This window comes from Dyadobacter sediminis, assembly GCF_005860765.1.
GTDB lineage: Bacteria > Bacteroidota > Bacteroidia > Cytophagales > Spirosomataceae > Dyadobacter > Dyadobacter sediminis.
The window spans coordinates 941525-955074 of record NZ_VCEI01000025.1 but is presented as its reverse complement, the minus strand read 5'-3'; the positions used below and the strand labels follow the sequence as shown (position 1 = coordinate 955074).

Genomic DNA, 13550 nt, shown 5'->3' with positions numbered 1-13550 from the left:
CCAGACTGATAAACTTGATAACTATTTTATAATCAGATGCACATTTCATTAAAAGCTTCAGGCCGACTGTTGGCAGCTATCCGATGTTAATGCAAACGGGCAAAAAGATCCGGAAGGTGAAAGCTGGAAATAAAGACCGTTTCGGGTACGGATACTTTCGGCAAACTTTTACTCTTTATCCAATAAAATTTGTATTGTGTTTTTATAATTGTAAATTTACAACTGTAAAAATTAGAAACAAGAATTATGACATATATTAGTGCGCAGCCGCATTTAAGTAATTCCTGGGATGATATCTGTTATCCCGTCCATCCGGTGTGGCTTGCCGACATCCTTCCTGATTATGACATTATGGCAACAGACAGGCAGCAGCTGATTGTCGGAGAACCTCATCACGGCAGAAAAACGGTCTTTGGTATCCAGAGTGCCGACTATGCCATTATTCCCAATATACTGATCCGCGAAGTAGTTGACAAGCTGTTTTCAGATTATTCCTTACAGATCAAACACACGACAACAGGCGAATTCAGCATCAGCATTATATTTCCTCAGGAGCTTTCAATTGGCGGTGAACGCCTGCAGCGAAGCATGATCCTGACCAACAGCTACAATGGAAAAACACCGTTCAGCATACAGGGACAAACCATGACGACCATGCTGGATAACGATTTTGTACCCGGCAGCAGCATGTACAGAGCTATTTGTAAAAACGGCTTGATGGGCTGGGCGGACTCATTTGTTAAACTGCCGGCTTACCGCCAATGGTTACTGCAGGGGAAACAGGGAAAAGCAAAAAAGCCTGCGCCAAAAAGCCGTCCGCTGATCCGGCAGGTTCAGAAAGACCCGAAGATCCGCAAAATCCATCACAGCCGCCTGACGCCGGAATTGTTTAAAGAGCAGTTATACAGCCTACTTGTTGCGCAGCAGGAAACAAAACCCACGCTGACAGCCACCGTTTATGAACATTTTCAACAGAAAGCTGTAACAAGGTCTGATGAAGATCTGCTGAAAACACTGCCCATTCCCGTTCAGCTTGCCAAACAGGCACAGGAGCGGCTGCGGCTTGAAGAACGGTTGCTGGGGTCCAACCCGTCTTACTGGCTTATGTACAATGCCGTGAACCATGCGCTTTTCAATGCGCGCAGCAGTCTCACGCTTAATGACCGCTACAAGCTTGACGAGCAGGTTTTTCACCAGCTTGCGGCCAGTTCATTTGCGTGAAAAAGGAAAAGACGTGCCTAACAGCACCGGAATTATTTTAAATCATCAACACAAATTCAATGTATTCGCCTCAGATTGACCGTAAATCAGCAGCAATTGCAAGCGCATTGTCACAAATGGAAGGTATTTTTCACCATGAAAAAGTACATTCCGCCAGGCCGCATTTTGGAGTTGAAAGTAATGCTGACTTATCAGTTTACGCCTATTTTATTCAGGAAAATTCAGCGGTTGTTGCTGAACAGAACTTGGCTGCCGAATCGCTGGCATTCAATGAAATTTCCAGAAAACGATTTTTCAGCATTCTGAGGCGCGCGGCAAAGGCGCAGGAAGGCGTATCGAGGCAGGAAAGGCTGTTTGTTCAGCAATTCTGGTCCGGAATGGCCGAAATGCAAGAGCAAAAGATCTGATGTAAGATGAGAATAGCGAAAGTGATGTGATTAAAAACAAAAAAGATCATGAAAAGGATATTAACCGAATATAATGAGAAGAGGCCGGGGGAAGAATTACTTTCTGCAATGCTCTGCGCCTTTGCCCTGATTACCGTGTACATTGTTTTTGGTCTGATCACATCAGCGATCTGAAATTTCAAATAAATCCTTAACCAACCTGTTTATAACCTGTTCGTAAACCCTTCCTTTATTCAACCCTTAAACACGCACTTTTAAGTATTTACTTTTTACTTTTTCATACTTTACAAACCAGGAAACCTGTCCTGCGCGAGAAGACGAGCGCCCCGAAGCCCGGTATTTTCGCCCAGCCCGGCCAATACGCAGGCTGGTTTCAGTATGGACAAGGCTTGGCAAATAATGTATTTTTCAGGCTGCATCCAATTCATGCTTAAAGTTTCAGGATAATCTGGACTTGGTCCGATACAATCAGGTCAAAAGGGATCTGGTGTTTTTTGTTTGTTTCATTACTGATTTTCAAAATACATCCAGTCGATGTGGAACAACGGGACTGTTTTAGTTTCATTCCGGAATACTAAGAACAGGTCGTGCATACCTGATGATGTACGGATTGGCAGCAAATGCTCTTTCCATTCCGTTTTGGGATCGGTTACTTTTCCTGCCGGAACAGACAGGCTGCCGAGTAAAATGCCATCTTTTGCATCCTGCCTTACTTCAATGATACCGCCGGCACCTTGCTCCTGAACACGCAGGCGAATGGCCTTGATCCGGTTTAGATCAATGGCATGAAAACGGGTGAATTTTCCGTCCGTAATGTTGGCGACATACGAAATATAGCCCGTATTCCGGGTTGCAGGCACTACGTTCACATTTCCTTCATGATAATCTTCCAGTTGTATCAAAGGATTTCTGAGCACAATACGACCGCCGGTTTTCAATGGCTCAATGCCGTTTGCGCCTTTATCGACATAAGAAGCCTGCAAAATGTAAGCACCTTCATTTCCCTTTCCGATATGTTCCGTAAGCGCAATACTGCCCGAAAGGGACATTTTTTCCTGCTCCGTCCCCAGAGATAAAATATAGCCGGCAATTTCTCTGGCATCTTTTTCAGGCAAATCCGCGTGCGGCGGCATCGGGTAAGTTCCCCAGTTGCCGCTGCCGCCTGTAACGATCTTCCGGCCAAGCATAGCCTCGGCACCTTCTTTGCCAGCATACCTTTTGGCAACTTCCTTTAATGCAGGGCCAACGGACTTGGTTTCCAGTGTATGACAGGCTTTGCAATCCAGCGAAGCGTACAATTTAGCCGTACCGGCAAAGCGAAGGTTCGTTTCACCGTCGGAAGCAAGTGCGCCCGCAAGGTCTTTGCCAAAAGGCAGGTAATTGAAATGTACCCTGATTTTTTCCGGATCAATTTTTCCATCTTCCTTATCTGTAACGCTGATATTGTAATCCAGTGCTGCATGGTCCCAGTAAAAGCTGCGGTTCGCCTTTGTTTCTATTTTTACATCCGGCGGTGTATTCCCTACTTTCACCTGAGTCGTTGCCGTTCCTCTTCCGCCATGCTGATCTGCAACGGTAAGTACGACATTGTAAACACCCGGTTTGGAAAAAGTATGCTTAATGTCTTTTCCGGCCACAGATTTAGCCCCGATCTTCCATGCATAGGAAAGTTTGTCGCCGGCATCATAATCCCTGGAATCTCCGGCTGAAAGTGCAACAGTCAACGGCGCTGCGCCAATCGTTTTTTCAATTTTCAGCGAAGCAACCGGGTTGCGGTTTCCTTCCGAATACTCGACCCGGATAATACCGGAATCCGTGTTTCTGGCAAACCAGTTGGTTCCGTAGGCCAGAAGGTAAACAGCGCCATCGGGAGCAATCTGCATGTCCATCGGTGCCACTACTTTAAGCTGAGGCAAAAAAGGCTCCATACTCACGTAATTCCCGTCTTTGTCCAATGTAACAGCCATAATCCATTTGCGTATCCAGTCGAAAATAAACAGCTTTCCATTGTAATATTCAGGCAGTTTATACGGGGCGTCCGGGTAAAGGTCGCTGTAATAAACCGGTCCTGCCATGGCGCTGGCACCGCCTTTTCCTACTTCCGGCCACTTTTTGGAAGGGCCTTTTCCATACCAGATAAAGGCAGGCTGCGCAGGCGGCAGTTCTTTTACACCGGTGTTGTTCGGGGAGTCGTTGACCGGGTGTTTCGGATCTTTTCCCGGGCCTTCCTTTTTGGTTTCAAAATCATAATCCGGAAATATTTCATTATCGCCCAGAAAATAGGGGTAGCCAAAAAAGCCCGGCTTCCGCGCCTGATTGATCTCGTCGTAACTCAGTTTTCCCTCGCTGGCCGCCACTTCCGTATCCGGGCCTACATCTCCCCAGTATACATATTTCGTTTTGGCATCTACTGATATCCTGAACGGGTTCCGCAAACCCATTGCATAGATTTCCGGCCTTCCTATTGATCCGTCTTTCGGAAAAAGATTGCCATCCGGGATACGGTAAGTTCCGTCTGCTTCAGGTTTGATGCGCAGGATTTTGCCGCGCAGGTCCTTGCTGTTTGCCGTAGCAGCCTGATCATCTGCCAGTTCCCTTCCTGGTCTTTCATCGATCGGGTTATGGCCTTCAATTTCCTCCGCATTCGTGTTGTCACCAATGGATAAATACAGTAGTCCTTCCGAATCAAATGTAATGTAACCGGCTGAATGACAACAATACTGGCGCTGCGTCGGAACTTCCAGCAATACTTTTCTGGATGATTGATCTATTTTTCGGTCTTTCAGCTCAAAACGTGCCAGCTGACTTACATTTTTGTCGCCCGCAACGCCATAATAAAAGTATATCCAGTTGTTGGTTTTAAAATCCGGGTCGGCAGCTACGCCCAGCAGACCGTCCTCAATCCCGCTGAAAACATTGAACTGCGAAATGGTGGAAAGTTCTTTCGTGCTGTTGTCAAAGTAACGGACGGCTCCTTTTCTTTCCGCTATAACGATATCGTAATTGGGTAAAATGGCCATTTCCATCGGCTCGTCCAGACCTGAAACCAGTGTGCTGTATGTAAACCGGCTTGAATCCGGCCCTTTGCCCAAAGCGGCAGTATAACCTGAACCTGAATGATTCCGCTGCATTTTCACCTTTGCTTTTTGATCCACCGCTCTGAACAATGGTTTTTCATATCCTGAAACAGCAGCAATGCAGCACATGCCCAACAGCAGAAGCCCGATAAAAGACCTTATTTTTTTCACCTGATAAACTTAAAAAAAATGAATTTTACTTTATTAAAGCAATTATCTGATCTATTTTACTAAGTGATCAAAAACAGCTTTGCGAAATTCCGGAACATGGCAAAGCTGCCCTTGTTCGTCATTTGAATTTTGGGTAAGTGCGTCGCTTGAACGATTCATCTCTGTTTGCAGGATGGGAAAAACTTCATTTTCTCTTGTAAAGCAGCTTCCATTTTTTCCCCGGCACGATCCGAATATCGTCTTTTAGAATCCGGTTTCAAAGAAGATTGCCGGAAACGACGGTGAGCACAAAGCAGTAGAATACAAAATCCGGATTCTTTGATATAATTTCCAAAACGGCCGGATTCACGTACAAAACCGTTTTTAAACGCTTTCGGCAATGTTTTACCATACTGTCACACATTTTGAAAAGTGAAACTTGGCAGCCTGTTTTCCGGGAAATAAAAAAGCATCTGCAGCACTTTACGATCACTCTCATCAACGCATTTGACTAAATCTGCTTTCACTTCAGCGTTCAGGCATGAACGGCAGGTTAGCAGGCAAAATCCGGATTGTCCTTTCTGATTTTTATATTTTTTAACATTATCAAACCATGAACAGTAATGCATTTTTGCGCACGCTTCTTGCTCTTTTTATTTCAATCCATTGTGGCTATTCCAAAGCAATAAAATGCTCCGCAGCTGAACAAAATTTAAAAACCGACAGCCTTGTTGCGCCGAAGGTTTTTATTAATACGGGCTTTGAGAACGCTTCGCCCATGAACTGGGAAATCGATTCAGCCGGAAGGATCATTGCCAGTCTGGTTTACGATCATGAGCGGTTTTCACAAAACCGCGCCAACGGCCACTGGCATTTCAAGGTAGAAGCGCCGGCAGGAACAGACATTACGGTTATCCTTCAGAATTTTGACAACATCTGGAACAACACGCATGCAAGCCAGGTTTCCAGCCGTTCGCCTTTTGTATTTTCCTTCGACAATAAAACATGGGAAAGCCGTCCGGGCGAGCTGCTGCCGGGTAATCGTCTGCAGGTCAAACTGAAAATGGCTGGTCCAAGCGTTTACATTGCCGGTGTGGAGCCTTACCGGATCAGTGATCTTGACAAATTTCTGGCCAAAATAAAAACCAGTAAACTCGTTGCTGTCACGCAGATCGGGAAAACTTCCGAAGGACGCTCCCTGGAAATCATCCGGATCGGAAATGAGAAAGCGCCTAAACGGATTTTTCTCAGAGCACGGGCGCATGCGTTTGAGTCCGGCGGAAACTGGACCGTTGAAGGACTGGTGCAGCGTTTGCTGCAGAATGACGGGCAGTCGAAAACCTGGCTGAAAAGATATTGTGTGTACATTTTGCCCATGGCCAACAAAGATGGCGTCGCCCGCGGAAAAACGCGTTTCAACAGCAACGGCTACGACCTCAACCGCAAATGGGACAAAGAAGCAGATTCGCTGATTGCTCCTGAAAATTTTTATCTGGAAAAATGGATGCGCAAAATGATCGCTGAAAACAGGAAACCGGACCTGGGGCTGGATCTGCATAATGACGCTGGCGGGAATCTGCATATCAGCCGCCCGGACGGAGACATACGCGCCTATCTGGCTCATATGGAAAAGCTGGAAATGCTTTTGAGAAAACACACTTGGTTTACGGAAGGCTCCACAAAGCCGGGATTCCGGAACCCGGGTACGCTCGGTGAAGGTTTCATGGAACGGTTCGGTATTGAAGCTGCCGTATACGAGCTGAATTACGAATGGGCGGAAGGATTGAAAAAAGCACCGCTTGCAGCTGACTGGATTTCTTTGGGAGGCATGCTGCCAAAAGTATTTTACGATTATTTTGAAAATCCTTAAACCGGAATCACCGGCAATACGGTTGTTTTCAGTTTGAAAAACGACAAGCTGCGCGATGCCTGCATTTTACTTTTTTTAGTACCATGCCTAAATCTGTGTCTTCTTTTTTGATAAGAAAAAATTCACTGGTTTACCCTTGCTTAACATGTCCCGTTTCTTTCTTAGAATCTATATCATCAGGCATGGTTATTTTTCAAGCCAACAGCATTGAAAATGACATTGTACTTTACAGGATGCATTTTATGGACATTTATTTTCTGATTTTGTGTGAAGCATTGTTCATTTACCAGATTGTAAAAGTTAATTGTCATTGAACAACGTGTTTGAAAAAATAACGGACCGACATGCGGACATCCGGAACAAACAGAAATAAATCAGCAAAAGCATAAGGATATGGAAAAAAGAAAGTTAGGAAGCTCGGATATTGAAATTGCGCCACTGGTTTTCGGTGGAAACGTGTTTGGCTGGACGATTGATGATAACAAGACATTTGAATTGCTGGACGCTTTTGTGGATGCCGGTTTTAATGCCATCGATACTGCGGATGTGTATTCAGTGTGGGTTCCGGGCAACAAGGGCGGGGAATCGGAAACCGCAATCGGAAAATGGTTCAAAAAAAGCGGCAAGAGGGATAAGGTCGTGCTCGCTACTAAAGTAGGCGGCGAAATGGGTCCGGGACAGAAAGGATTAGGCAGGAAATACATTATTTCACAAGTGGAAACTTCGCTGCAAAGGCTGCAGACGGATTACATTGACCTTTACCAATCGCATTATGACGACCTCGAAACACCGGTCGAAGAAACGATGGAAGCTTATGACCAGCTTATTAAAGAAGGTAAAGTCAGGATTATAGGGGCTTCAAATTTTGAAATTCCGCGGCTGGAAGAAGCAATCAAATTCAGTCTCAAACATGAAATGCCAAGTTACCAGACTTTCCAGCCGGAATTCAACCTGTTCGACAGAAAGGTTTTCGAGGAAGAAATTGCTCCGTTTACCATGGGAATTAATCTCAGTGTAATCAGTTATTTTTCATTGGCAAGCGGGTTCCTGACCGGAAAATACCGCTCAAAAGAAGATCTTCAGGGCAGCAAGAGAAGCGGCATGGTTGAAAAATACCTTAATGACAGAGGTTTCAGAATCCTGGCGGCACTCGACGAGCTTGCCGCTGAATACCACGTTACTCCGGCAACGCTATCGCTGGCCTGGCTCATGGCACATCCGGCCGTTGCCGCGCCTATTGCCAGCGCCACCAGCCTTGAACAGCTTCACGAACTTACACAGGCCGCAACGATTACGCTGGAAGATGCCGCCATTGAAAAGCTGGACGAAGCGAGTGCGTATTGAGTCAGCTATTGGCTGTTGGCTATTAGCTTTTAGCTGTTGGCTTTATATTATAATCTATTGATAAAAGCCACTATATAGAAAGCGATAGTTTCTAATCCTTTTAATTTTTCTAATCAAAAAATTTACATTTAACAAAAATCAGCTGGTATACGTAAAGAATATCAGCTGATTTTTTGTTGAGTGAAGAAACTGGAATATCCGCCGGTTTTGGTTCAATTTATTTCCATTTCGAAACGGTCCCATAAAGACGAAATCCGCTCCTCTTCGTTGCCTCTATCTATTTGATGTGAAATGGCATAATACGAGCCGGTAAGTGTAAGTCTGTTATCTTTTTTCTCCAATACAATTTTCAGAAAACCGTGCTGGTTATCGCAATAGCATTCCAGCTTTACGTCTTTCAGCAAAGGATTTTCGGTGTAAAAATGGTCGTCGTTGGTATGGACTATTTCGTGCAGGCCATCATACCCTCCTGCTCCGGCTACAACAAAAGGAACTTCTTTTCCGTCTGCATATTTTTTGATAAACCTCTGATAATTATGCACATGGCCGCTGAATACAATATCCGGACGGATTCCGGTTTCTTCAAAAACACCATCCAGCATTTCGATCATCGGCAAGCTGGAACCATGGTTGATATCGGCGGAATAAGGCGCATGGTGCAGACAGAGGATCAGCGCTTTCCGGGGCATTTCCTGTCGGGCAGCCTTCAATTCTTCCACCAGCCAGCTTCGCTGCTCAGCCGTAATGATGCCGTATTTAGGCACATTGCTGTGAAGTCCGATTATAGTGGCCAAAGGCGTTTCAAGTGTCCAGAATACATTGGGCTGGATCATACTTTTCCTGCGGGAATTTCCGCTGAACGGAACGACCCTTGGCTCGGTATCACAAAAAACGGTTTTGAATGCGCTCAGACTGTCGTATGGCTCGGAACTGTCCGGATTGACGTCACTGTCGTGGTTGCCGGCAATGGCAAATATGGAAGAAGGATACTTTTCAAACGGTTCAAAAAATTGTCTTGCATATTGTGTCGCCTCACCATGATTGTAAACGATATCGCCCAGATGATACAGAAAACCCGGCTTCTCCTCCTCACTTTCCGAATTTTCAAACTGCCTGACCATTTCAGCCGCAACTTCACGCAAAAAATCAGCATGATGCATGCTTCCGGTATCGCCCAGCATATGAAATACCATCTTTTTTTCCAGGTTTCCGGTTGACTGAACATCCTGAAGGTTCAAGTGAAACGGATAGGTGCCGCTTGGCTCCGGTGCCATTCTGAACTTGTAATTTTCATCCGGCTGGTTCTTTTTCAGTACCGGGATATTATATTTCTCAACCTTGTCTGACATACCTGATTATCAATTTCTGTACTATTTCGGTCAGCAGCAATTCCTGCACCAATCCTGCGAAATATAGAAGAATAGGCTGCGTTTAACAAAATTCAGGAAAATGAAGATGTGCGTTGTGAACGGTGAGAAGTAAAAAATACCCTGTAAGATACATTTTGGTCCATGTTCGTTTTTTCAAGTCCGGAAAAACCTTAATCAACTTGTTCCTAATGCAATATGGCTGCTCGTAGGGCAGCCATATTGCATTAGAAGATGTATTTTTGAGCGTATTCCTGAATAAGTTCAGAACGGATTATTTTTTCGCTTCCTTCACAGCTACAATCGGAAAATCTCCATATTGCGTTGAAACGGAACCGCTGAGCGAGTCCCCTTTTTGGGTCAGGGTGTATTTGATCAGTCCGCCCTCAAAATCGGTTGCAAAAGACACTTTTCCCTGATCAACAGTGAGTTCCTTCATTTCCTTCTTGTCGGTTTGCCCCATGTACCCAACCATTTTGTTATCTTTTTGCTCAAAGGTCATGTATCCGGATTCGTATTCCGGCGGCACATCGGAAATCGTGTACTTCCAAGTACCCAACAGCTCATCGGCTAGCATCACGCTTTGTGCAGCAATGGAAATCATGGCCATCGCAACGATCATTGTCAACAAGTACTTTGCTTTCATCATTTGGTCAAAAAGGATTAAAATGTTACATAAATAAGGAATGGCATTCGCTTCCAAATTTATACAAATACATGAACTATGCAATCGGTCGGACACAAATGTGTTCCTTTATCCAAGAATTAATATTAAATTACTGTTATCAGAAATCCCGGTACTCTTTACATTTTCTTAATACACATTTTGTCAAAACCGCCTCCTATTCCTGTAACATTGCCTTTCAAACCGTTTATTCCGATATCATGCACCCCGGCATAAAACCCTTTGCTCTTGTTCTGTTACTGATTAGTTCAGTTCCCGCACTTGTGTCTGCACAAGTGAACAAATCCTACCCGGCCTCGCGTTTTCCCGACCGCATTATTTTGGGATTCAAAGGGGACGCTTCCCGCTCGCAGGCCGTAAACTGGCGGACAGACTCTACAGTGACCCGTGCGGTTGTAGCCATTCATGAAGCCGATCCTTCGCCTGATTTTCAGAAGAACGCCCGGATTGTAAAAGCTACTACCCAGCAAATCACAATGGATGGCCGGAAAGTCAGTTACCATGAAGCTGCCTTAACCGACCTTAAACCCGCAACGCAGTATGTTTACAGAGTTGGCGACGGCACGTACTGGAGCGAATGGTTTCACTTCAAAACCGCTTCGGATCAAAACGAACCCGTTTCTTTCCTGTATTTCGGTGATGCGCAGAATGACATCCGTTCGCTGTGGTCGAGGACGATACGCGGAGCGTTTACCACATTGCCTGATGCCGATTTCATGATCCATGCCGGCGATCTCATCAACCGCGCCAATGCAGATTACGAATGGGGTGAATGGTTTGAAGCCGGCGGCTGGGTGAACGGAATGATCCCCAGCCTTGCGGCGCCCGGCAACCACGAATATTTCAAAGGCGAAAACCGGACAGGAATTTTATCCCGACACTGGCGGCCCCAGTTTGCACTGCCCGAAAACGGACCCGAAGGCTTGACGGAAACGGCTTATTACATAGATTATCAAGGTATAAGGTTTATTTCACTAAACTCGCAAGAAGCCATATCCGACCCCGAAGTGATGGAAAAACAAGCGGCCTGGTTTGAAAAAACCGCGAAGGAAAATCCAAACCGCTGGACCATTGTTTTTCATCATCACCCGATCTATTCCACTGCCAACGGCCGTGACAACGATCACTGGCGGACAAAAATGGAACCGCTTTACAAACAGTATCACGTTGATCTTGTTCTTCAGGGACATGACCATACGTATGCCCGGGGTATCAACATGCCGCTGGGACAAAGCAGGAAAAAGCCCGATGGCCCGATCTATGTGGTTTCGGTAAGCGGGCCGAAAATGTACGCGCTCGGCCTTGAAAACTGGATGGACCGTGCCGCTTCCAACACGCAGCTTTACCAGACCGTGCATATTGACCGGAACAAGTTATCTTTCAAGGCATTTACCGTTAACGGCGACACATACGATGCCTTTGACCTGCTGAAAGACAAAAACGGACGCAACACGCTTGTAGAACTTTCCGGTTCACTCCAGATGCAGGAACGTCTCAACCTTTCCGATGAAATGGAGAAACGCTTCAAAGAGGCAGAACTGAAAGAATACAACGAACGCTTCCGGAAATACAAACAAAGAAAGAACCTTAAGTAACCCGGATTACCATTTTATACCTGAAAAACACATCTTACCATTCTGCTGCGCTGCCGTCGTCATGTTTCCAGAGCGGGTTTTTCCAGTTGTGGCCTATTTCCGCCATTCTGCGTACCTGCTCCTCATCGATTTCAATGCCGAGTCCGGGTCCGGAAGGAATTTTTACAAATCCATCTTCATAGCTGAACACCGTCTTATCCGTAAGGTAATCCATCAGGTCGCTTCCCTGATTGTAGTGAATGCCCAGGCTTTGTTCCTGAATAAAGGCGTTGTGGCAAGTAGCGTCAACCTGTAAGCAGGCAGCCAGCGCAATGGGCCCAAGCGGACAGTGCGGCGCAGCGGCCACGTCAAAAGCTTCGGCCATGGACAATATTTTTTTGCATTCCGTAATGCCGCCGGCATGCGAGAGATCGGGCTGGATAATATCGGCGTAACCTTTTGTCAGCAAATCCTTGAAGTGCCAGCGGCTGAACATGCGCTCGCCCGTCGCAATCGGAATACAGGTATGCTGCGCAATTTCCCTCAGCGCCTCGTTGTTTTCAGGCAAAACAGGTTCTTCGATAAACATCGGACGGAACTGTTCCAGTTCTTTGGCCAGCACCTTGGCCATCGGCTTGTGCAGACGTCCGTGAAAATCAACGCCGATGTCCAGCGCATACCCTACAACTTCCCGGATGGAAGCCACGCGAAGCAGCACATGATCAATCTTTTCATAAGAATCAACATACTGCATTTCATCGGTCGCATTCATTTTAATGGCTTTGAAACCAATGTCCAGCGAAAGTTTGGCAGCATTCGCCACATCCGACGGACGGTCACCGCCTATCCATGAATAAACCTTGATCTTGTCACGGCACTTTCCGCCAAGCAGTTGGTAAACGGGCGCATTGTAAAACTTGCCCTTGATATCCCAGAGCGCCTGATCGATACCGGCAATGGCACTCATCAAAATAGGTCCGCCCCGATAAAAACCGCCTCTGTACATCGTATTCCAATGCCCTTCAATGTCCATCGGATCTTTCCCGATCAGCGTATCCATCAGTTCAATGACCGCCGCCTTCACCGTTGCCGCTTTTCCTTCTATAACCGGCTCCCCCCAGCCAATCAGTCCTTCATCCGTTTCTATTTTCAAAAACAGCCATCTCGGCGGAACCTGGAACAATTCGTAACTTCTGATTTTCATTTTACTTTGAGTTAATTCCTAAAATTACTTTCTGTGCGCACAAATCCAAGTGCCTGCTTTTATACAACGATGCTAATTCTGTCATAAAGCTGCACTCTGCGTTTCTTTGTGCTGTTTCCCGATACGGAATATGCGGGTAAAAACGGGCTTGTTTCAAAACACGCAGTCCTTACAAAACCATGAATTCACACAGACTGCAGATAAAAACAGCAGCCGCAAGGCAGAGTCGTATGGCAGCGGGCACCCTTTCATCAAACAGCAATACCGGCTTTCTGCATACGATTTTTTAGCGGCAAAAAGCTTTAAACCCATACAATCTTCTCCTATTGGTATGATATTATATACAATTATCCTAAAACTTCATCGCAGCTGACAACACACGGAAAAATAGTTACCTTAAAGCTGATAAAATTGCAAAATACATTGAAATAACCCGCTGAAATATAAAAATTGCTTTCCGGCTCTGTCCTGCAAGCAGAATATAATAAAGTAATTTTCCTTTGATTTTACAGATCATACCGGAAAATGGGATCGGATACAATTGCTTTTGAATAACAGCATAAGCCTTGTTGCGCATCCGGAATGTTTTTTGGGATTCTTTGCAATGTAGATTTACCAGTAACGAACCGTACCCGGAAAAACGGGTTTATA

General features: G+C 45.6%; 10 protein-coding genes. 6 read left to right on the top strand and 4 right to left on the bottom strand.

All coding sequences use genetic code 11. The annotated features are described in order from the left end of the window. Window positions 1–246: 246 nt before the first annotated feature. The 3 genes from FEM55_RS16160 to FEM55_RS25305 are packed head-to-tail and all read left to right on the top strand — an operon-like array spanning window position 247 to window position 1802. On the top strand, window positions 247–1221 hold the full coding sequence (locus FEM55_RS16160) for a hypothetical protein (protein WP_138282377.1): 975 nt from the start codon (window positions 247–249) through the stop codon (window positions 1219–1221). A 59-nt stretch (window positions 1222–1280) separates the two neighbouring features. Next, complete coding sequence (locus FEM55_RS16155; RefSeq protein ID WP_138282376.1) at window positions 1281–1628, top strand: hypothetical protein; 348 nt, start codon at window positions 1281–1283, stop codon at window positions 1626–1628. Between the two features lie 48 nt (window positions 1629–1676). Further along, window positions 1677–1802, top strand: a complete 126-nt coding sequence (locus FEM55_RS25305) for a hypothetical protein (protein ID WP_262710593.1) — start codon at window positions 1677–1679, stop codon at window positions 1800–1802. Window positions 1803–2134: 332 nt separating this feature from the next. On the opposite strand, the gene FEM55_RS16150 is transcribed toward FEM55_RS25305, so the two are convergent. Further along, window positions 2135–4876: a PQQ-dependent sugar dehydrogenase gene (locus FEM55_RS16150; RefSeq protein ID WP_229209291.1), complete on the bottom strand. Its 2742-nt coding sequence runs from the start codon at window positions 4874–4876 to the stop codon at window positions 2135–2137. Between the two features lie 592 nt (window positions 4877–5468). Between FEM55_RS16150 and FEM55_RS16145 the strand changes: the two genes are divergently transcribed. Continuing rightward, window positions 5469–6725, top strand: a complete 1257-nt coding sequence (locus tag FEM55_RS16145) for a M14 family zinc carboxypeptidase (protein ID WP_138282375.1) — start codon at window positions 5469–5471, stop codon at window positions 6723–6725. Window positions 6726–7118: 393 nt separating this feature from the next. Then, window positions 7119–8069 (top strand): aldo/keto reductase, encoded by a 951-nt coding sequence (locus tag FEM55_RS16140; RefSeq protein ID WP_138282374.1) that lies wholly within the window; start codon window positions 7119–7121, stop codon window positions 8067–8069. 212 nt (window positions 8070–8281) lie between these two features. Here the strand turns inward: FEM55_RS16140 and FEM55_RS16135 are convergent, their stop codons facing one another. Both FEM55_RS16135 and FEM55_RS16130 read right to left on the bottom strand, forming a co-directional pair. Then, window positions 8282–9418: a metallophosphoesterase family protein gene (locus FEM55_RS16135; RefSeq protein WP_138282373.1), complete on the bottom strand. Its 1137-nt coding sequence runs from the start codon at window positions 9416–9418 to the stop codon at window positions 8282–8284. Between the two features lie 292 nt (window positions 9419–9710). Next, window positions 9711–10085, bottom strand: a complete 375-nt coding sequence (locus FEM55_RS16130; RefSeq protein ID WP_229209290.1) for a hypothetical protein — start codon at window positions 10083–10085, stop codon at window positions 9711–9713. A 236-nt stretch (window positions 10086–10321) separates the two neighbouring features. Here FEM55_RS16130 and FEM55_RS16125 point away from each other — a divergent pair, with 236 nt between their 5' ends. Further along, window positions 10322–11716, top strand: a complete 1395-nt coding sequence (locus FEM55_RS16125; RefSeq protein ID WP_138282372.1) for a purple acid phosphatase family protein — start codon at window positions 10322–10324, stop codon at window positions 11714–11716. A 34-nt stretch (window positions 11717–11750) separates the two neighbouring features. On the opposite strand, the gene dgoD is transcribed toward FEM55_RS16125, so the two are convergent. Continuing rightward, a complete protein-coding gene (gene dgoD / locus FEM55_RS16120; RefSeq protein WP_138282371.1) occupies window positions 11751–12899 on the bottom strand; it encodes a galactonate dehydratase in 1149 nt (382 codons plus the stop codon). Window positions 12900–13550 lie beyond the last annotated feature (651 nt).